Origin of the sequence: Idiomarina seosinensis, from assembly GCF_003987275.1 — a bacterium.
Taxonomy (GTDB): domain Bacteria; phylum Pseudomonadota; class Gammaproteobacteria; order Enterobacterales; family Alteromonadaceae; genus Idiomarina; species Idiomarina seosinensis.
The window spans coordinates 202,336-223,088 of record NZ_PIQF01000004.1 but is presented as its reverse complement, the minus strand read 5'-3'; the positions used below and the strand labels follow the sequence as shown (position 1 = coordinate 223,088).

Below are 20,753 nucleotides of genomic sequence, written 5' to 3'. Positions count from 1 at the left end.
AGCTTAGTCCTCCTGTACGTTAACAGGAACACCATCGCGAAGGCGAACCAGGCCCTCCACAATCACTTCATCACCGGGCTCTACACCATTGGTAATTTCTACAATACCAGGCTTGCGGCGGCCAATCTGCACTTCTACTTGCTGAGCGCGCCCGTCCGGCGTCAGTTTAAACACGTATTGTCGGCTCTGTATTGGCATTAACGCTTTTTCCGGCAACAGCAAAGTTTCATCAATACTTCTTAATAACGTTATCTGCAGCAACATCCCTGGGCGTAGTAAATCATTCTCATTGGGTAGCTCAGCTCTCACGCGTACCGAGCGAGTGACAGGGTCAATTCTGGAATCGATACTAGTAATTCGGCCGATAAATTGTTGGCCGGGGTAAGCTCGATTGCGCGTAATCACTTCCTGGTTAAGCGCTAAACTAGCGAAGTATCGCTCTGGAACACTAAAGTCCACCTTAATGGGGCTTATATCATCTAGAGTCGTAAAGCTTTCGCCAGGAGAAACCAGCGCACCCGGACTCACTTCACGGATACCGACACGCCCAGAGAATGGCGCATAAATTTTCATCTCTGCTAAGGTTGCCTCGGCAACTTCAAGCTCAGCCTGAATCCGGTTAACTTCAACCTGCTGTTCTTCCAGTTGCTGCTGCGACGCAGCATCTTCACGACGCAACTCAGTCAGCCGGTCAAGCTGACGTTCAGCTTCGCCGAGACTAAATTTTAGCTGCTGAACTCGAGAAACTTCTTTCCGGGCATTTAGCTCGGCAAGCAATTGACCTTTTTCCACCGAGTCACCGCTTTCAAAGTAGATGGCCTGCACCACATCCTGAGTTTGCGCAGTAATGGATACCGTCTCATTTGCTTGTGCTGTACCTAGTGCTTCTATAACATCGCGAAACTCACTTATTTCCGCAACTTGAGTCCGCACCGGAACACTCGGCTGCTCTCGCTGCTGGACTTTCTCTTCAGGCGGAAACCCAAAGAAATACACTGCAAGTGCAAGGAGAATAACAACAACCACTGTCAGCGGATTGATCCAGGAACGTCGAGCCATGCTTACCTCTAAGGCTATGTAAACTTATAAACATAGCTTATTGTACGCAAAACACCGCCTAAAAGGCGGTGCATCCAACGAAGATAAGCGGGCATTAATCGCAAAAAGTTCTGAGGTTTCGCTAACTTAGCCTTAATCGTGATATTGAGGGCTATGTTTGTGTATAGCTTCGATAAAAGCAGCTGCGTGTTCCGGGTCGACTTCTGGATGAATTCCATGTCCCAAATTGAAGATATGACCGTTACCTCGGCCATAGCTCTTCAATATTTCCTGTACTTCCTGCTCAATTCGCTGAGGACTAGCGTATAACACACTCGGGTCCATATTACCTTGCAACGCAACTTTGCCACCAACTCGTTGCCGAGCTTCAGCCAAGTTAGTAGTCCAGTCAACACCCAGTGCGGTGGCGCCAGTTGCAGCCATAGCTTCCAGCCACTGACCACCATTTTTGGTAAACAAAGTCACTGGCACCGAACGTCCTTCACTGGTTTTGGTTAAGCCTTTAACTATTTTTTCCATGTAGGCTAACGAAAACTGCTGATAATCGCGCGGCGACAACACGCCCCCCCACGTATCAAATACCATCACTGACTGTGCTCCAGCTTCGATTTGCGCATTCAAATACTGGATCACCGACTCTGCCAGCACATCTAATAATTGATGCATGGCCTGTGGCTCTGCAAACATCAGTTTCTTTACTTTAGAGAAGTTTTTAGTACTTCCACCTTCTACCATATAGGTTGCTAACGTCCATGGACTACCAGAAAAACCGATTAGTGGTACCGCACCATCTAGCTCTTGCCGAATCAAACTAACTGCGTCGGTAACGTACTTAAGGTCGCTGCCCATGTCGGGTACGGCGAGCTTTTCAATCTGCTTAAGTGTGGTCACTGGTTTCGCAAACTTCGGGCCTTCTCCGGTCTCAAAGTACAGTTCCAGACCCATAGCATCTGGAATGGTCAGAATGTCACTGAATAGAATGGCAGCATCGAGATCGAAACGGCGTAGGGGCTGTAAAGTTACCTCACAGGCAAGCTCGGTATTGCGACACAGTGACATAAAGTCACCCGCCTCGGCCCGTGTTGCCTTATATTCAGGAAGGTAACGACCGGCTTGGCGCATCATCCATACAGGTGTGCGGTCGACTGGTTGTTGTTGTAGGGCCCGCAAATAGCGGTCATTCTTTAACGCCGGTTTTAGCATTACTACTATCCAATATTAGGTTTCAATAACTATAAATTTTACCACTAATCAGCTTTTTTGCCGATAGCCTTTTCTATCAATGTATGAGCAATCGTTCCCGCCGGTGGCGTCGGCGGCAAGTCATCAAAATCAAACCAATCTCCGGTTACCAGTTCATGTGGATCAATATGCAGCTCACCGCCAGCCCATTCAGCGGTAAAGCCCATCATTAATGAGTGCGGGAAAGGCCAGGGCTGACTTAATTGGTATTCAATGTTCTGTACCTGAATACCTGCTTCTTCGTGAACCTCGCGAGCTAGAGCTTGCTCTAGCGACTCTCCCGCTTCGACAAAACCCGCTAAAATTGAGTACATGCCTTGCTTGTGCCGCTTGCCTTGGGCTAATAGTAATTGCTCGCCTTTGGTTATTGCGACGATGATGCAGGGCGATACTCGCGGATAACAACGATGGTTACATTGGTGGCAATGCATTGCCAGCTCCCAGTCGACCGCTTGCATGCGAGTACCACAGCGGCCACAAAAGCGATGCGTACTAATAAAGTCACTGAACTGCCTTGCTCTCCCCGCCATCGCAAATTTTTCCAGGTCGCTTGCATCAAGCAGCTGTCGTAAGGGCTCAAACTTACCGTCAACAAAGTTATCATCAAGGTAGTCAGCAATAACCAGATAGCAGCTTCTTTCGCGCAGCTCGCCTATTTGCACCACGGTGTAGTCATCAAGTGAGGGAAACGACAAATCCGCTAGACAGCCAAACGGTAAATCATTATCTTCAGTTAATAAGATCTGATCAGAACTAACGACAAACCACCAGGCGGGTTCATCAGCAGCGGGTCTTGAATAAGGCTTTACCATTTGAGCCTCCTGTGGTGAGATCAGAGTTGGGAATTTAAAAGACGTCACTTTTACAGTAAATTGTGACAGATAATGGATGTTCGGAGAAGCGCATGTTAACGAAAGGCGAACAAGCCCAAAAAAAATGGGGCGGAGCCAATGACAGCATTGATCAATGGCTGGCAGAACGCCAGGAGCTATTAATCAATTATTTTAAATTGGCCGCGTTGCCACCTTACGAAACGGTTCGCAATGGTTTGCCTGATATCGCTGATATTCGCGAGTTCTGCGGTCAGCTAGTGGATTACGTATCCAGTGGTCATTTTGAAATTTACGGGCAACTGGTTCGCACCGGTCGAGAAAAAGACATTCAGATGGACGATTTGATGGATGACTTATTCCCGCTAATTTCTGATACTACTGATATCGCACTCGACTTCAACGATAGCTACGGTGAAATTGAAAATAGTAATGACTTGACGCAGTTTGATCGTGACTTATCCGCTCTAGGCGAAGCCCTGGAGCTGCGGATGGAGTTTGAAGATCGTTTATTAAATCACTTACATGAAAACGAATTACTAAGTGTCTAAGAAAATGCCGGCATAAAGCCGGCACCTCAACTAACTCTTTTTACGCTATTGACCGTTTGTTTCTGACTCTTGATTTTGCTGTTCTTTCACATCCAGTAACTCGACAGTAAAGATCAGTGTAGAGTTAGGTGGAATTTGGCCATCACCCACTTCACGCTCGCCATACGCTAAATCGGAAGGGATAACAAAGCGGTATTTGCCGCCTTCCTTCATCAGTTGCAGACCTTCTGTCCAGCCTGGAATAACACGATTTAAAGGAAAAACAGTAGGTTCGCCGCGCTCATACGAACTATCAAATACTTCGCCATTAACCAAGCTACCTTCATAATGCACTTCTACAGTATCTTCAGCCACTGGACTGGTGCCTGAACCTTGTTCCAGAACTTCGTACTGCAAACCAGAATCAGTAACCGTCACACCTTCTTTTTCAGCATTTTCCTGCTGATAGGCTTCGCCTTCTTCAGCAGCTTTAGAGCCTAATACATTCTTACGCTGTTCCATTACGGTTGAGCGTAGGTCATTCAATAATGTCTCTGCTTCTTCTTCGGACAGTTTAACCTCACCTTTAACCGCATCAACGAAGCCGGCGATAACCATGTTCCGGTCAAGCATAACTTCTGCATCTTCCTGTTGATCGAGGTTACGCCCAACAAAGCGACCTACCGAAGAGCCCAGAGCATAAGCTTGCTTCTGTTCTTCTGTTGTTAATTCTTTTTCACTGACCGGATATTGCTCCTGTTGCGAGCAGGCCGCCAACGTAAGTGTCAACGCCGATAACGCGAGAGGCTTTATCATTCGATTCATCTTTTTCTCCAATTTACGTCCCGTTATTTAACGGACTATGCCATAATTCAATAATGAGGTCAGCACCATACTACACAACCACAGGAAGCTTGCCCATGACTTTTGGTAACAAACTAAGTGTCTTAGTGCCATTCCTTTTATTGGTACTTTCAGCTTGTAGTCCAGCACCGGAAAAGGTTCATCAAAAGCTTCATGCAGACGAGGGCTCCTACGTTGTTGATATTGCCGACAGCGGTGAATTCAGTGTGGTTTCGACTAACGAAAACGGGCTGCTAATGTGGCCTCGTTACGCCGGTAACGCAAAGTTTCAGTGGCAACATGACGACCAAGCTTCACAAATTATTGCTATTGATATTAGCCCCGATGACCAAGTCGTGGCTACCGCCACACGTTTCCAATTTGCCTTATGGGATGCTCAAGCCGGAAATAACCTCGGCTTCTGGAAAATCGGCAGTGGTGGCATTCAGGATTTAGCCGTCAGCGACAATGGCAACACTATTGTGCTGGCAAAGCGCGACGGCACACAAGTCGCTTTTTCTCCAAAATCCGGGAGACGATTGGAGTTCTACGGTCATTCCGAACGAGTTAATGCCGTAGAGATATCGGCCAACGGCTTTTACGTGCTTAGTGGTAGCAATGATGCATCTGCGATTCTTTGGGACACCCGCAGTGGTCAAATTGTTCACCGTTGGCAGCACAAAAACCGAGTTACTCAAATCGCGCTTCATCCTCAGGCTAAATATGTATTTACCTCCGGCAGTACCGATAATGCCAAAATTTGGCGGTTGCCCGATGGCTCGGAACACAGTCAGTTGCAGTTTATTGACCGACAACGAATATTTAGTAGTGCCCGCTTTAGTGATAACGGCGAGTTGCTGATTACAGGCTCGCCCTCACGCCGCATAAACCTGTGGGATACAAAGACCGGTGACTCTCTTAAACACTGGAATGTCAGCTTAGTGGACGACCGTACGCCAAGCAGCGCTGCGGTGCTTGCCGTGCATTATTATCCAGCCGAAGAAATTGTTTTTAGCGAGAACTCTGCAGGCCTGGCGGAATGGTGGCAACTTGATAAAAATTGGAATGAGTAGTTAATGAGTGCAAACGATAACCTAATAAAACGCATAGAAAATCTGGAAACCCAGCTGACTTTTCAGGAAGATATTATTGATTCGTTAAATCAGTTGGTCACTCAGCAAAACGCTGAGCTCGCCAATGTGCACGAGAAAATTCGCTGGCTCGGGCGAAAAGTCAGCCAATTACAACATGATTCGAGTGGGGAAAACTCTAATTCGGAACAGGAGCCGCCGCCCCCGCATTATTGAAACGGACGAGAAGCTCATGTATAACAGATGTTCATTTTTTGTTAATGGCTGAGTATGTCTGCGAAACACCCAATTATAGCTGTCACCGGATCTTCCGGGGCAGGCACCACCACAACCGGTCAAGCGGTTCGACATATTTTCCGTTCGTTAGATGTGTCGGCTGCATTTGTCGAGGGCGATAGTTTTCATCGTTATTCGCGCCCGGAAATGGATCTAGCCATCCGCAAAGCACAGGAACAAGGTAAGCACATTAGCTACTTTGGCGCCGAGGCGAATGATTTTGAACGTTTGCAGGAACTTTTCCGGACCTATGCGAAAACTGGCCGAGGGCAGGTACGGCGTTACCTACACACGTTCGACGACGCAGTTCCCTACAACCAAATGCCGGGCACTTTTACACCTTGGGAAGACTTGCCGGAAGATGCTGACGCGCTATTTTACGAGGGGCTACATGGCGGTGTTGCTGGCCAAGACTACGACGTCGCCAAGCACGTCGACTTGCTCATCGGTATGGTGCCAATTGTAAACCTCGAGTGGATTCAAAAGCTCATTCGCGATACGCAAGACCGTGGACATTCGCGTGAGGCAGTTACCACCAGCATTGTGCGTAGTATGGAAGACTATATTCACCACATTGTTCCGCAATTCTCACGTACTCATATTAATTTTCAGCGAGTGCCAACCGTCGATACTTCTAACCCATTCAGCGCTAAGGACATTCCATCACTGGATGAGAGTTTTGTGGTTATTCGTTTTCGTGGCATTAAGAATGTCGACTTTCCCTACTACCTACAAATGATTGAAGGTGCTTTCATGTCACGAACTAATACGCTGGTAGTTCCTGGTGGTAAGATGGCGTTGGCGATGGAGCTTATTTTGACGCCACTGATAGAGCAGATAATCGAGCGTAAACTTAAAGCCAGGACTCAGCTAGACTGGATAAGCTCTAAATAAGCTTTAGCTCTCTTCGACCAACCATCTATAATGGCTCTCCGCGCCTTCACTCTGCGCTAACAATGGTGAGATATAGGCGAGTATCTCATCCAGTTCATTAACCAGCCCAAACGGCGGATTTACCCACACAAAACCACACCCGTTTAACCCGGCACATTCGTCGGGTGAGCGAATCATCAGCTCAATAACTAATGTTTTAGGGATACCCGCAATAGTAGTGACATCTCGATGAAAGTTAGCAATTTTTACTGGATCTTTTATTGGATACCAGAGCGCATAACTGCCGCTCTGCCAACGCCTCAACCCTTGCGTTAAGGCTTCAATCACGCGGTCAAATTCGTCCACTTGCTCAAACGGGGGATCGATAACAACAAGGCCACGCTTTTCCGCCGGCGGCAATTTTGCGCTCACTGCCTGATAACCGTCCTGCGGAGCTAGTACCTCGAGCTTTTTGCTCCCACTAAGCGGCCGCAACGTTTGCTTTAATGTGACTGCGTCTTGTTGATGCAACTCACACACTATCAATCTATCATCCGCTCGCATTAACGCCTGAATCAGCCACGGAGAGCCTGGATAAAACCGCAATTGATTGTCGTCATTAAGCTGCTTAACCGACTCAATATAAGGCTGCACGAAAGCAGGAGAGTTGGTTTGTTCAACCAGCCGGCTAATACCTTGTGTAAACTCTTCTGTCTTGCCGGCTAATTCACTATCCAGATCGTATTTACCAATACCGCCATGTGTATCGAGCACCATGTAGGGTTTATTCTTCTTATTAAAATGGTTCAGCGCCCGAGTTAATAATAAGTGTTTAAACACATCAGCAAAATTACCGGCGTGATAAATATGACGATAATTCATACAGCAATAATTTTATAGCTATGGCTAAGCTCAACACTAGCCTCTAGCATCTTAGCGACTGAACAATACTTATCAGCAGATAACTTAACCGCTCGATCAACATGTTTGTCTTCAACATTATGGCCGGTCACAACGAACTCTAGATGAATTTTTTTAAAAACATTGGGTGTTTCACCAACACGCTCACCGGTCACTTCACAACGGCAATCAACCACTTGCTGCCGAGTCTTTTCCAAAATACTGACAACATCAACGGATGCACAGCTACCTGCCGCCATTAAAATCATTTCCATTGGGCTGGCTGCTGTACCGGGACTGTTGCCGTCAAAAACAGTCTGATGGCCACTACCTGACTCAGCTACAAATGTCATTTCATCCAGCCACTTAACGGTGGCCGTGAGCTTATTGTCTGCCATTTACTCGCCTATTGATTCAGTTGTTGATCCAGTAAGTTTTTAACCAAGCCAACAAACTCGGTGACAAACTCTTCCTGCTCTGCTGTAGGGTGATTGTCCAAAACACTCGACAATACTTCTTCAAGGTCGTACATAATAGCGTCCGCCTCACGAACAATATTAAGCCGTGTTTCCTGATCCAGCTCGTTTTGTTCAAACACCGCCATCATATTCTCGCCGAGCTTTTCTTCGACCAGTTCGCGCAATGTATAGTTAGCGGTAGTTGCACTGCCAGTGTTTTGGGAGAACAACGGTAGTTGGCCCGTCAAATATTGGACCAACTCAATATAACCGTCGGTTTCTACAATCATAGGTCGCTCGATTTAAAATTTTAGCCCCGGCGCCAAGCTCTCAGGTAATGACATCGAATCAGCTTCTACTGAAGCAACAGGGTACGAACAATAGTCTGCTGCATAGTAGGCACTGGCACGATGGTTCCCGCTGGCACCAATACCACCAAATGGGGCAGCGCTGCTGGCACCCGTAATTGGCTTATTCCAGTTTACAATACCAGCCCTAATGTGTTTGAAAAAGTAGCGATAGGTTTCTTCGTCATCACACAAAATACCAGCCGATAAACCATAACGGGTATTATTAGCCTCTGCAATTGCTTCGTCTAATGACGTAAAGCGATACACTTTAAGTAAAGGACCAAAGTACTCTTCATCAGGGATATCTTCGACATCGGTAACATCTACAATACCAGGTGTTACTAAGCCGGTTTTAGGGTCTTCATGAACTAATTTCACTAATGACTTGCCCCCTAACCGCAACAATTCACTTTGTGCATCGGCCATGCCGGCAGCCGCTTGCGCAGAAATCATTGCCCCCATAAATGGTTGAGGTTCTGCTTCATAATCGCCAACCTCGATATTCTTGGTCACTTCCACTAGCCGGTCCAGCACCGCACGGCCTTGTTCAGTATCTTCAATAAACAACCGACGTGCGCAGGTGCAACGCTGCCCTGAGGTAATATAGGCTGATTGCACAATGTTGTGCACTGTCGCATCAATGTCACTGACATTAGTAACGACCAGCGGATTATTACCACCCATCTCCAACGCTAAAATTTTATCTGGACGACCACCAAATTGTTTATGCAACAAATGGCCGGTGTTTGATGAGCCGGTAAAGTACAGGCCGTCAATTTGTGGATGTGCTGACAACGCTTTGCCAGTCTCCACTTCACCTTGTACCAGATTGAGTACGCCAGCTGGGATACCCGCTTTTTCCCAAAGTTTAACCGTCAGCTCGGCTACCTTTGGCGTTAGCTCAGACGGTTTAAATACAACCGTATTACCAGCAATTAACGCAGGCACGATATGCCCATTTGGCAGGTGCCCGGGGAAGTTATAAGGACCATATACCGCCACTACACCATGCGGTTTATGACGAATGAACGCCTTGGCGCCAGGCATATCATTTTCTACCGTGCCAGTCCGTTCGTTATAGGCACGTTCAGAAATCGCGACTTTGCCGACCATTGCGCCCACTTCAGTCCTTGTTTCCCAGACTGGCTTACCCGTTTCTTCGGCCATAGTCTGCGCTAGCTCTTCTTTGTTCTCTGCAAGCAGCTCTGAAAAGCGCTTACAAATAGCTAGCCGCTCTTCAAGCGACCGCTGAGACCACTCCGGAAATGCTTTTCTAGCTGCCATGACAGCAGCATCTACTTGGTTATCATCGGCGGCGGCACCGCTCCAGACGGGCTGGTTACGTGCCGGATCGATTGACTTGAATGTTTTCCCATTACCGGCTGACCAGCAGCCATCAATAAACTGTACACTGGAACTCATTAACTGATCTCCTGTTACAAAGCGACGAGACGAACCTCATCACCTGATGATAATTTTAAATGTTGTGCTTGCTCGGTAGTTATTGCCAGCTCATTAGTTTCCGGTTGGCAATATACTTGCGCAGCCCGAAAATTCTGCAGTTGGGTATTACACACAATGTGCGGTTCAAGCCCCTCGGTTTCGACTGTTTCAACCAGTTTGACCGGTACTAATCGGCTGTGACGCACGCTGCGTAAATTACAAACTTCCGCTTCCACTGTTGGCCCGGCATCAAAAATGTCGACAAAGCCCCTGAAACGAAACCCTTCCGATTCTAAAAGCCTTATTGCCGGCCGGGTATTATCATGCACCTTGCCAATAACAGAGCGGGCTTGCTCCGATAGTAAGCTAGTGTATATCGGAAAGCGCGGCATTAACTCTGCAATAAACGTTTTATCCCCAACACCACTTAAGTAGTCGGCTTTTGGAAAGTCCATAGAGAAAAAGTGCTGCTGTAACCACTGCCAAAAAGGTGAGTCGCCATTATCGTCCGACACGCCACGCATTTCAGCGATCACCCAGTCGCTAAAACGCTCCTTAAACTGCGCTAAAAATAACATTCGGAAGCGAGACAGAGTACGTCCATTGAGACTGCGCCGGTATGGTTCTCGCAAAAATAAAGTGCATAACTCTGATACACCGGTGTAGTCATTACACAGAGTCAATGTCTCCAGCGCATTATAAATATTATGCTTTTCGGAATGGTGAACAACTTTACCCAAGCGATAATGCCAAAACGACTCCGTTAAACCTACTGCAGCCTCGATACCGCTGACACCGGCAATTTCGCCAGTGCCTGTATCTTCCATGACAAATAAATAGCCCTCATCGCCAGGCTGCTCTACAACCTCTTTACGAAAAGCCTGCCGCGCCCGCTCAATGCGACGTTCAAGTAATGTTTGGTCAACCGGTAACGAGGTAAAACCATGACCTGACTCTATCGCACAGCTGTACAGCGACTCATAATCTGACGACTCAATGGGTCGGATCAGCAACATAGCCTTGCTCCTTAATCAGCCGGCGACTTGCGCAACCGCTTTTTCGAAGCGTTGCAAACCTTCTTTGATATCAGCTTCCGGGATAATAAGAGAAGGCGTGAAGCGAATAACATTAGCTCCAGCAATAAGTACCATAACGCCATGCTCCTGACCGGCGAGCAAGAAGTCACGCGCTCGCCCTTCAAATTTCTCTGACAGTTCGGCACCAATCAAACAACCTTTGCCACGAACTTCTTTAAACACCCCATACTTTTCGCCAATAGCACTAAGTTGGTCTTTTAACCACTGTTCACGCTGTTTGACTCCGTTTAAAACTTCGTCAGTATTGACCACGTCCAGGACGGCTTCGGATACGGCACATCCTAATGGGTTACCGCCATAAGTACTGCCATGCGTACCCGGCTTAAGGTGTGCTGCAATTGCTTCAGTAGTCAACATGGCACCAATTGGAAAGCCGCCGCCAAGTGACTTCGCGCTGGTTAAAATATCCGGTGTCACGCCCAACTGCTGATATGCGTATAGACTACCAGTACGGCCAAATCCTGTTTGCACTTCGTCAAAGATTAACAGTGCATTGTTTTCATCACACAGCTCACGTACAGCTTTAACAAATTCTGCATCCGGAGTCACCACACCACCTTCGCCTTGCAGTGGCTCCATCATAACGGCACAGGTTTTATCAGAGATTAAGGCTTTTAACGCATCAATGTCGTTGTAGGGAACATGCTCAACCGCGCCGGGTTTAGGCCCAAAACCCTCAGAATATGCAGGCTGTCCGCCAACGGTAACCGTAAAGAACGTGCGGCCATGGAAGCCTTTGGAAAAGGCTATGATTTGCTGCTTATCTTGATTATGTTCTTCCAGAGCCCAACGACGAGCTAACTTAAGTGCCGCTTCATTAGCTTCAGCGCCTGAGTTTGCAAAATAAACACGATCGGCAAAGGTCGCATCGGTTAATTTTTTTGCTAAACGAATTGCTGGCTCATTAGTAAACACATTACTCAGATGCCAAAGCTTCTGGCTTTGCTCTTGCAGTGCTGAGACCATTGCCGGGTGACAATGACCAAGACAGTTAACCGCGATTCCCCCAGCAAAATCGATATATTCTTTATCATCCTGATCCCAAACTTTTGAACCCTCTCCTTTAACAGGAATCATTTGTGCTGGGTTATAGTTGGGGACCATTACTTCATTAAATAGATCGCGGGTGACTGAAACTGCTTGCTGGTTATCTGCCATTGATCACTTCCTTATCGCTGATGCGAATTAATTGATAAGAGCTCATGGTTAAATGAATAGCGGTATAGTATGCCAAAAATTAACCGCTATGTCTTTTTAAATTGGACTTAAAGCCAGAATATACGCGGGCTTCGGTATAATTTCACTGGATTGGAATAACTATTCGTTTAAGGCCTATATTGGCGCATTAATAGTCAGGTTCTAAATCAATTGGGGACAATCACTTTGGGCCGCTTTAGGTTCACATTGTTTAGCTTACTGGCCAGGTTGGCGTCGACATCGTGTTTTTTCAATAACTGCAGGCCCTCCTCGACCGAAGCAAGGTCGACATCTCGCAACAGGCGATATTCACAGAACGCATTTGCCTGACCCAATACCTTGGCATAGTTTGTATAATCCTCGGCCGATTTTGCCTGAGTATAGCTAAGTAAGTGCTTACTAATTGGAACGCGCTGTAGTCCCCAGCCTTCAGCAACCAAATAACTGACCTTTTTATCCTGTTCTAACATCAGGTTCCTTAGGAACCGTTCATCGGGCTTAAGCTCTACTAAAGCATTATGTTTATCCGGCGTACTATCTTTGATGGACTTCATCGCCATTTCGCGTTGCATATCATCAAACACACGTAAATAAAGCTTGGTTAGGGCAATTTTCCCTAACTCATGAAACATGCCTATGGTGTACGCTAAAACAGGGTCCTTTAAACCTTGGCTAATGGCAATTTCATGGGCTAATACCGCTGTCCCTAAGCTATGCTCCCAGACTTTTCGACGAAATAACATAAATGGAGCGGTTGAAGGCGGCAGCCAATGTTGCACAATATAGGAAGGCGTTAGTATTCGTAAGTTTTCTGCTCCCATAAAGCTCATGGCCGTGCGTAAGCTTTCCAGCTTAACCTGTTTTTCCTTGCGTCGCTTATCAATGAAAGGCGGCTGGTTCACGGTTTTCAGTACGCCATTATGGAACCAGTCCATGCCCTGCACGATATTTTCAACCCGCCGCATAGACGCAGCCCTAGTACTGAGTAAGTCCAACAGCTCGGGTAAGTTCTCAGGCAATGGGATTAAACGTTCGCGAACGTACTCAGAATCTTCGATACGTTCTAAAATACGATAGTAAATGGCTTCATGCAGTTCCTCAGAGACACGGTCCTGATAACGTTGCCGCGCTTTTTTCATGCGCTCTCTTTCGTCGTGATTAATTTGCTCGACCTGCAACAAGCGGCGTTTCTGCTCGAGCTCTTCATCACCTTTGCCATCAGCCTTATCACGACTTTTACGGGCAAAAGGAAAGCTAATCAAGTAATTTATAAACCGTTTCTCCAGCCGCTCGGCCGGGTCCTGACTGCCACCTTCGGTAGAAACTGCAAAAAAGTCGTACATCTATTCTCCGTACTTATCGTTATTTACTACTGCTAGAAACTGCCTTAAAAGCTGGTGGCCTTGTTTCGTCATTACCGATTCCGGGTGAAACTGAACACCAAAAATTGGCAGTTGCTTATGCCGTATCGCCATAATTTCTAACCCGTAATCGTCACTTTCCAACCAGGCGTCCACGGCAAAACTCTCTGGTAAGGTATCGGCAGCAATTACCAATGAATGATAGCGAGTTACCGGCAATGGGCTTGGCAGCCCTGTAAACATGCCCTGAGAATTATGACAAATCATCGATATTTTGCCATGCATTACATTGGTTGCCCTGACAATTTTCGCCCCAAAAACCTGTGCAATTGCCTGATGCCCTAAGCATACACCAAGAACCGGTAGCTGACCGGCGAAGCTTTTAATGACCTCCAGCGAGACGCCCGATTCACTGGGGGTACACGGGCCGGGTGATATGACGATTGCGCTGACCGGCAATTGCCGCAACCGTTCTACCGTCACTTGATCGTTACGATAGACCTGAACTTGAGCCCCCAGCTCCACTAAGTACCGGGCGAGATTATGCGAAAATGAATCATAATTATCAATTAGCACGACCATCAGCGGCGCGCCTTTAATTGCTGCTCAAGCCAGCTGCGGCAAGGCTCTGGTTTCGCGTAGTAAAAGCCTTGTAAATAGTCGGCACCCTGCGCCAGCAAATAGTCGGCCTGTTCGGCGGTTTCAACACCTTCCGCAACAGACTTCATATTCAATGCCTTAGCCATCGATAGCATCGCGTCAAGCAATGCTTTATGTTTTGGGTTTCCCTCAGCTTGCTGGACAAACTGACGGTCAATCTTTAACTCATTGATCGGTAGTCGTTGCAGCCGAACAAGGTTTGAATAACCGGTACCAAAGTCATCAATGGAAAAGGTTACTCCGTGCAGTCTAAGCTGTTCCATTCTTTGCTGCACTTGCTCCTCACCGGACACCAATAAACTCTCAGTAATCTCTATCGTTAGCAACGATAAAGAAGCGCTTTCCTCGGTGAAGATTTCTTTTACACTTTCAACAAAATTAGGGGCCAGAAATTCGACTGGGCTGACGTTAACGGCAATCGCCTGGGGGACCTTGGCCTGCTCTAGCTGATGAATCACCTGAGCCACCTGCTGTAGCATTTCGATGCCGATCGGAATCATTAACTTTAGCCGTTCCGCGACCGGAATAAACTCATCTGGGCGCACCAGCTGACCGTCGGCACGCCGCCATCGAACCAGTGCTTCTGCGCCATCAACGCTGCCATCAGCAACCACTTTTGATTGCAGCCAACATTCGAATTGCCCCTGACCTAACGCATGACGAATCTGACTCTCTATTTCCAGATCCCGTTTAACATCCGTCTTGATCTCAGCTCGGTATACGCTAATACAGTCCCGCCCCAGGTTGCGGGCCTTATTAGTCGCTGCATCGGCCATACCCAACAATTCCGAGGCATTCTCTTCTGAGTCCTCAGTTGAATAAGCGACACCGACACTAGCCGTCAGATAATAGCCTTGATTCTCAGTGACAAAAGGTGTTCTAAGCTTCTGGTGGATATGCTCAAGTCGTTTTATCGGATCCTGGGCAGTGCCATTGGTCGGTAAGCCAATCCAAAACCGGTCCCCTAGGTCACGGGCGACCCACCCACTCTTACCCAGTAGTTTGCGTAAGCGAGAGGCAATCATTTTAATCACTCGGTCGCCTTCAGCGTGACCATGCAAAGTGTTAACCCGGTTAAAATAATCAATATTGATTGCGGCAACCAGTACCGGCATGCTTTGCTCTAACTGCTTATCAACCAAGTCCAGAAAGCGGTGTCGATTAGGCAGCCCGGTTAACTCATCAAAGTTGGCAAGGTATTCGAGCCTCTTGGCATTTTCTTTTTGTTGAGTAATATCTCGAATAATACCAACATAATGAGTAGCGCCCGCTTGCTTAACTTCGGTGACAGCAAGATCCGCCGGGAAAGTTTCGCCGGACTTGCGTTGTGCGGTTACTTCGCGGCCAATACCTATAATTCTGGCTTTGCCGGTGCGCTGATAATTATGCATGTAATTATCGTGCTCTGACGCGTAGGGTTCCGGCATCAAAACGCTAACATTTTTGTCTTTTACATCAGCATATGAATAGCCAAACATTTTTTCTGCTGGCTGACTGAAGTGCTTAATCAAGCCATTGCTATCAATCGTAATAACAGCGTCTAGTAAGTTATCCAACGTTGATTTGAGGGTGCCCGCCTGCTCCTGTAATTGTGCCAGCCGGCGTTTCTTCGCAGTAATATCCTGCATTGACCCAAAAAGAGTAATGTACCCGCTGTCGTCGGTTGTTACTTCGGCGGAAATAGCGACCCAACGACGGTTACCATCAGCACGTTCAATTTCACTTTCAGTGGACCAACTACCGCCGCTTTCAATGCTTTCGGTAACTAACTGATCAACAAACAAACGATGAGCCGGCAGATGAAATGCCATTGCTTTTGCATAGGTAGGTTGAAAGTCTTCTGCAACACCGTGAATGCGTTTTAGCTGACGCGTCCAGCTCAGCTCTTCAAGCTCAGGCTGATACCAAAAGCCACCAATATTGGCCATGGTTTCCATATTGTTGTGCAATTGAAAAAACTTGCTGGACTCATCAACTGGCATATTTTAATTAGCCTGGGTAAGGTACAAAACCAACCGCCTGATAAACGTCTTTTAACGTTTCTGCAGCTTTTTCCCGGGCCTTATCAGCTCCCTGTTTCATTACCTGTTGTAGAAATTCCGGATCGTTACGCATTTCTTGGTAACGCTGTTGAATAGGCTCTAGCATCGCCACCACAGACTCCGCAACGTCTTTCTTTAGGTGCCCATACATTTTATCTTCGTACTCTGGCACCAATTCATCAATAGGGCGACCGGTGGTTGTCGATAAAATACTGAGTAAGTTTGAGACCCCGGCTTTTTCGGCCGGATCAAAGTAAATCCGCGCTTGCTCGTCAGAGTCTGTCACCGCACGCTTTATTTTTTTAGCGATTTTTTTAGGCTCTTCCAATAAACCAACATAGTTATTTGGGTTATCGTCAGATTTTGACATTTTTTTAGTGGGTTCCTGCAACGACATTACGCGCGCTCCCACTTTCGGTATCATCGGCTCCGGTATCGTAAAAACGTTTCCGTATAAATTATTAAATCGCTCCGCAACATTACGTGACAGCTCTAAATGTTGCTTTTGGTCATCTCCTACTGGAACCTCATTTGCCTGATACAGTAAAATATCAGCTGCCATCAATGCCGGATAGGTAAACAGGCCAGCGTTGATATTGCCACTATGACGCACCGACTTGTCTTTAAATTGCGTCATCCTGTTGAGTTCGCCCATTTGGGTGTAACAGTTTAAAATCCAGGCAAGCTCGGCGTGCTCAGGCACATGGGACTGAATAAACAACGTACTTTTATCAGGATCAAGACCACAGGCCAGGTAAAGGGCTAAGCCATCTAATGTTGCAGCCGTTAAATGCTCGGGCTGCTGACGTACAGTAATGGCGTGTAAATCCACCAACATAAATTTACAGTCATGGGTTTCCTGCATTTTCACCCAATTACTTATCGCACCAATATAATTACCAATTGAGAGCTGCCCCGAAGGCTGACATCCACTCAGTACAATGGGTTTTGACATCTTATTTTCCTGATCCTGACATTGAAATTTGCTGACGCATTTGCTGAATGACTTCAGCATAGTCTTGCTGATTAAAGATCGCTGAGCCGGCAACAAACATGTCCGCGCCAGCAGCGGCTATTTCTCCAATATTATTGACGTTAACTCCACCATCAACTTGCAAGCGAATCTCTCTTCCACTCGCCTTAATGCGCGCTTTTACCTGACGCAACTTATCAAGTGTTGAGGGAAGGAAAGATTGCCCACCAAACCCCGGGTTAACCGACATTAATAAAATGACATCAATCTTATCCATTACGTAATCCAGATAGTGCAACGGAGTAGCGGGGTTAAACACGAGTCCTGCCTGACAACCATGTTCTTTTATGGTTTGTAAGGTACGGTCGATATGTTCCGATGCTTCTGGATGAAAAGTAATAATTGATGCGCCAGCCGCGGCAAAATCTGGGATAATCCGGTCTACCGGTTTTACCATCAAATGCACATCAATGGGCGCCGTAATGCCATAATCGCGCAACGCTTTGCAGACCATCGGACCAATCGTTAGATTGGGCACATAATGATTATCCATGACATCAAAATGGATAACATCCGCGCCAGCGTTAAGAACCTCTTCGACCTCTTCACCTAAGCGAGCGAAGTCAGCCGACAAAATAGACGGTGCAATAAGTGGTTGCATGGTTTTCCCCTGAACTCAAGTTGCGCGAATTATAGCAGGTCTCAGCGGACAAAAAAATTGTTAGTAAATGCTAGTAATTGTAACAATTCGCTGATAAATTAATCAGCGATAACCACGGAGGAAACTGTTTGATGTCTTCTACGATCAAATATGCAACAGCTACAGCAATCGTCACAGGACTCTCCCTGTCGGCATATTTGTTGATGTCTCCTGCTTCCCCGGTTACATCGGTCAGTAACTCAACGCAACAATGCGAGCAACTACTGTCCTCCTCTGAAAACCAAAGAGCCATCTCGCAATGCGAAGCTCCTGCAAATGCGGTAACCTGGAGCAATTGGGTGAAAGGGGAGAGCCGCTCGGCACAATTTCACTTTTTTGACTTGTTTGAGTTACTATTCGGCTCGGCCGACAAAAAACAAAAAGCAAACGATCAGTTTAATCAGCAATCTTCCTTATAATGCCTGAGTCTAAGCATCGCCCTGGTATTTTTGCGACTATCCTAAGCGTTATTGCCGCTTTTTTCGGTGTGCAGAGTGACACCAACCGGCAGCGCGATTTTCAGCACGGCAATCCACTCATATATATTATTGTAGGCGTAGTACTGGCAGCACTTATGGTATTAGGGCTGATTGCCATCGTGAAACTGGTGCTGGCAAACAGCCCTGCCTAACCTGACTAGCTAAGCCGCGATTCCGCTATGTCGTAGTAGTGGCCCTATCTCAGGTTCGCGCCCACGGAATTCAACGAATAAATCAGCAGCACTACGGCTACCGCCACGCTCAAGAATCGCCGTTAAAAAGTCGCGGCCGGTTGCTGCGCTAAAGATTCCTTCCTCTTCAAACCTTGCAAAGGCATCTGCGGACAACACTTCTGCCCATTTATAGCTATAATAACCAGCCGCATAGCCGCCTGCAAAGATATGGCCAAAGCTATGTTGGAAACGATTGTATGCCGGTGGCATGCGAACCGCGACCTGCTCCCGAACCTGTTGCAGAATATCAGCAATACGTGCACCTTCTGACGGGTTAAATTCATAGTGCAGACGCATATCAAACAAAGAAAACTCAAGTTGCCTAACCATTTGCATGGCGGATTGATAGTTTTTAGCCGCCAGCATCTTTTTCAATAGCTCTTCCGGCAGCGGCTCTCCGGTTTCATAATGACCGGAAATAAGAGCTAGTGCATCGGGTTCCCAACACCAGTTTTCAAGAAACTGACTGGGTAACTCAACCGCGTCCCATTCAACACCATTGATACCTGAAACACCGGCTGTATCGACCTGAGTTAACATGTGGTGTAAGCCATGACCGAATTCATGGAAGAGCGTTAATACCTCGTCATGAGTAAAGAGTGCGGGCTTGTCACCAATGGGTTTATTAAAGTTGCAGGTTAAGAAAGCGACTGGATATTGAATATCTCCACTCGTTTTCTGGCGCCGCCCCACGCAGTCAGCCATCCATGCACCCCCGCGTTTTCCTGAGCGTGCGTATAAGTCCAGGTAAAAGCTGCCGCGCAAATTACCGTCCGCATCGTGAATACGGAAAAAGCGCACATGTTGATGCCATCTGTTCACGTCTTTTTGCTCACTGACGGTCATTCCGAACAGTCTTTTCACAACTTCGAATAATCCATTCAGCACTTGTTGCTCAGGGAAGTAGGGCCGTAAAACTTCGTCCGAGATAGCATACCGCTGTTGCTTAAGCTGCTCACTGTAGTACGGCACATCCCATGCTTCCAGCTGGGATAGACCCGCTTGCTCAGCGAATGCCTCAACCTCTGCATATTCTTGCTTAGCTTGCGGTAAAGATTGATTGGCCAAATCATCGAGAAACTCAAGCACCTGAGCCGGCGAATCCGCCATTTTAGTGTCTAATGACATCTCTGCGTAATTATCAAACGCTAATAGCTCAGCCATTTCGTGGCGTAACGCAATGGTTTTATCCATAATCGCGCTATTATCGTATTCACCAGCATTTGGCCCTTTATCAGAAGCTCGGGTAGTAAACGCCTGATACATTTCGCGGCGCAGCTCTCGGTCTTCGGCATACAACATCACCGGTAAATAGCTTGGAATATCCAGTGTGAACAACCATCCCTGCTTGTCACCCGCGGCTTCTGCCGCCGCCTCTTTTACGCTTTCAGGCAAGCCTGCTAAGCGACTTTCATCGGTAATGTGACAATTCCATGCATGTGTCGCATCCAGTAAGTTATTACTGTATTTAGAGGACAACTCTGATAATTCAGCGGAGATTTCGGCATAACGCTTTTTCTTCTCCGGTGACAAGTCGACGCCAGATAGCCGAAAGTCCCGGAGCGTATCATTAACCAGTTTTTGTTGGGCTTCGGATAACTGCTCAAATTCATCACTGTCTTTTAAAGCACTGTAAGCATCGAACAAACCTTTGTGCTGACCAACAAAGGTCATATAGTCAGATAACATTGGCAGACAGGCGTCATGCGCCTCCCGCAACTCTTGAGTGCTGACCACTGAATTTAAATGAGACACAGGCGCCCAGACTTGCTCCAAACGCTCGTCGGCATCAGTTAGCGGCTCTACCAACCCGGCCCAACTATAGTCACCAGCAGCTAATACATCATCAATAGCTTGTTTCGCTTCATTAATGCGCTGCTCCATGGCAGGCTTTATATGCTCAGGATTAATAGCCTCAAAATCAGGCAGGCTTTCGCCACTCGCATTAGTTTGTAACAACGGGTTATGTGTCATTTACGCCTCTTTTAACCTTGGTCTCTAAAATCGAATAACTATAAGTTTAGATATTGGGGTTATACGGGTTTCTTCAAGCTAACGATCTGCAATTATGTTTTAGTTAAGGTATTATCAGGCCCGCATTATACGAACGAAAATC

The 20,753-nt window shown here is 47.0% G+C and carries 22 protein-coding genes; 6 read left to right on the top strand and 16 right to left on the bottom strand.

Annotation, left to right across the window (positions count from 1 at the left end; all coding sequences use genetic code 11):
• Positions 1-3 precede the first annotated feature (3 nt).
• From CWI81_RS11975 to nudC, 3 genes are all read right to left on the bottom strand, one after another.
• Positions 4-1,059 (bottom strand): efflux RND transporter periplasmic adaptor subunit, encoded by a 1,056-nt coding sequence (locus tag CWI81_RS11975; protein ID WP_126785546.1) that lies wholly within the window; start codon positions 1,057-1,059, stop codon positions 4-6.
• A gap of 132 nt (positions 1,060-1,191) precedes the next feature.
• Positions 1,192-2,262: a uroporphyrinogen decarboxylase gene (gene hemE, locus CWI81_RS11970; RefSeq protein ID WP_126785545.1), complete on the bottom strand. Its 1,071-nt coding sequence runs from the start codon at positions 2,260-2,262 to the stop codon at positions 1,192-1,194.
• 44 nt (positions 2,263-2,306) lie between these two features.
• Complete coding sequence (gene nudC / locus CWI81_RS11965; RefSeq protein ID WP_126785544.1) at positions 2,307-3,113, bottom strand: NAD(+) diphosphatase; 807 nt, start codon at positions 3,111-3,113, stop codon at positions 2,307-2,309.
• A gap of 92 nt (positions 3,114-3,205) precedes the next feature.
• Between nudC and rsd the strand changes: the two genes are divergently transcribed.
• Positions 3,206-3,682: a sigma D regulator gene (rsd, locus tag CWI81_RS11960; RefSeq protein WP_126785543.1), complete on the top strand. Its 477-nt coding sequence runs from the start codon at positions 3,206-3,208 to the stop codon at positions 3,680-3,682.
• A 45-nt stretch (positions 3,683-3,727) separates the two neighbouring features.
• On the opposite strand, the gene fkpA is transcribed toward rsd, so the two are convergent.
• Complete coding sequence (gene fkpA / locus CWI81_RS11955; protein WP_126785542.1) at positions 3,728-4,486, bottom strand: FKBP-type peptidyl-prolyl cis-trans isomerase; 759 nt, start codon at positions 4,484-4,486, stop codon at positions 3,728-3,730.
• A 95-nt stretch (positions 4,487-4,581) separates the two neighbouring features.
• Between fkpA and CWI81_RS11950 the strand changes: the two genes are divergently transcribed.
• Genes CWI81_RS11950 through CWI81_RS11940 form a run of 3 tightly spaced genes read left to right on the top strand, consistent with a single transcriptional unit; the run spans position 4,582 to position 6,765 of the window.
• Positions 4,582-5,577, top strand: a complete 996-nt coding sequence (locus tag CWI81_RS11950) for a WD40 repeat domain-containing protein (RefSeq protein WP_126785541.1) — start codon at positions 4,582-4,584, stop codon at positions 5,575-5,577.
• Between the two features lie 3 nt (positions 5,578-5,580).
• Positions 5,581-5,811: a SlyX family protein gene (locus CWI81_RS11945; RefSeq protein ID WP_126785540.1), complete on the top strand. Its 231-nt coding sequence runs from the start codon at positions 5,581-5,583 to the stop codon at positions 5,809-5,811.
• 54 nt (positions 5,812-5,865) lie between these two features.
• Positions 5,866-6,765: a phosphoribulokinase gene (locus CWI81_RS11940; protein ID WP_126785539.1), complete on the top strand. Its 900-nt coding sequence runs from the start codon at positions 5,866-5,868 to the stop codon at positions 6,763-6,765.
• A gap of 3 nt (positions 6,766-6,768) precedes the next feature.
• Here the strand turns inward: CWI81_RS11940 and CWI81_RS11935 are convergent, their stop codons facing one another.
• From CWI81_RS11935 to rpe, 11 genes are all read right to left on the bottom strand, one after another.
• Positions 6,769-7,626, bottom strand: coding sequence for a 23S rRNA (adenine(2030)-N(6))-methyltransferase RlmJ (locus CWI81_RS11935; RefSeq protein ID WP_126785538.1), 858 nt, complete (start codon positions 7,624-7,626; stop codon positions 6,769-6,771).
• On the bottom strand, positions 7,623-8,042 hold the full coding sequence (locus tag CWI81_RS11930) for an OsmC family protein (RefSeq protein WP_126785537.1): 420 nt from the start codon (positions 8,040-8,042) through the stop codon (positions 7,623-7,625). The genes CWI81_RS11935 and CWI81_RS11930 overlap by 4 nt, the downstream gene beginning before the upstream one ends.
• A gap of 8 nt (positions 8,043-8,050) precedes the next feature.
• Positions 8,051-8,392 carry a DUF3802 family protein gene (locus tag CWI81_RS11925; protein WP_126785536.1) on the bottom strand — a complete coding sequence of 114 codons (342 nt, stop codon included), beginning with the start codon at positions 8,390-8,392 and terminating at the stop codon, positions 8,051-8,053.
• Between the two features lie 12 nt (positions 8,393-8,404).
• Positions 8,405-9,874 (bottom strand): succinylglutamate-semialdehyde dehydrogenase, encoded by a 1,470-nt coding sequence (gene astD, locus CWI81_RS11920; RefSeq protein ID WP_126785535.1) that lies wholly within the window; start codon positions 9,872-9,874, stop codon positions 8,405-8,407.
• Between the two features lie 14 nt (positions 9,875-9,888).
• Positions 9,889-10,911, bottom strand: a complete 1,023-nt coding sequence (gene astA, locus CWI81_RS11915) for an arginine N-succinyltransferase (protein ID WP_126785534.1) — start codon at positions 10,909-10,911, stop codon at positions 9,889-9,891.
• 15 nt (positions 10,912-10,926) lie between these two features.
• Positions 10,927-12,150, bottom strand: coding sequence for an aspartate aminotransferase family protein (locus CWI81_RS11910; RefSeq protein ID WP_126785533.1), 1,224 nt, complete (start codon positions 12,148-12,150; stop codon positions 10,927-10,929).
• Positions 12,151-12,356: 206 nt separating this feature from the next.
• A complete protein-coding gene (locus CWI81_RS11905; RefSeq protein ID WP_126785532.1) occupies positions 12,357-13,532 on the bottom strand; it encodes an HDOD domain-containing protein in 1,176 nt (391 codons plus the stop codon).
• Positions 13,533-14,132, bottom strand: a complete 600-nt coding sequence (locus CWI81_RS11900; protein ID WP_126785531.1) for an anthranilate synthase component II — start codon at positions 14,130-14,132, stop codon at positions 13,533-13,535.
• The gene (locus CWI81_RS11895) at positions 14,132-16,192 is read right to left on the bottom strand and encodes a putative bifunctional diguanylate cyclase/phosphodiesterase (protein WP_126785530.1); all 2,061 of its coding nucleotides are present in this window, start codon (positions 16,190-16,192) and stop codon (positions 14,132-14,134) included. The genes CWI81_RS11900 and CWI81_RS11895 overlap by 1 nt, the downstream gene beginning before the upstream one ends.
• A 7-nt stretch (positions 16,193-16,199) precedes the next feature.
• Positions 16,200-17,207 carry a tryptophan--tRNA ligase gene (trpS, locus tag CWI81_RS11890; RefSeq protein WP_126785529.1) on the bottom strand — a complete coding sequence of 336 codons (1,008 nt, stop codon included), beginning with the start codon at positions 17,205-17,207 and terminating at the stop codon, positions 16,200-16,202.
• A 1-nt stretch (position 17,208) separates the two neighbouring features.
• Positions 17,209-17,886: a ribulose-phosphate 3-epimerase gene (rpe, locus tag CWI81_RS11885; protein ID WP_126785528.1), complete on the bottom strand. Its 678-nt coding sequence runs from the start codon at positions 17,884-17,886 to the stop codon at positions 17,209-17,211.
• Between the two features lie 131 nt (positions 17,887-18,017).
• Between rpe and CWI81_RS11880 the strand changes: the two genes are divergently transcribed.
• Together CWI81_RS11880 and CWI81_RS11875 are read left to right on the top strand one after the other, a co-directional pair.
• A complete protein-coding gene (locus CWI81_RS11880) occupies positions 18,018-18,344 on the top strand; it encodes a hypothetical protein (RefSeq protein WP_126785527.1) in 327 nt (108 codons plus the stop codon).
• On the top strand, positions 18,344-18,556 hold the full coding sequence (locus tag CWI81_RS11875) for a DUF2970 domain-containing protein (RefSeq protein WP_126785526.1): 213 nt from the start codon (positions 18,344-18,346) through the stop codon (positions 18,554-18,556). Before CWI81_RS11880 ends, CWI81_RS11875 begins: the two co-directional genes overlap by 1 nt.
• 9 nt (positions 18,557-18,565) lie before the next feature.
• Here CWI81_RS11875 and prlC read toward each other — a convergent pair whose 3' ends face one another.
• A complete protein-coding gene (gene prlC / locus CWI81_RS11870; protein ID WP_126785525.1) occupies positions 18,566-20,611 on the bottom strand; it encodes an oligopeptidase A in 2,046 nt (681 codons plus the stop codon).
• Positions 20,612-20,753 lie beyond the last annotated feature (142 nt).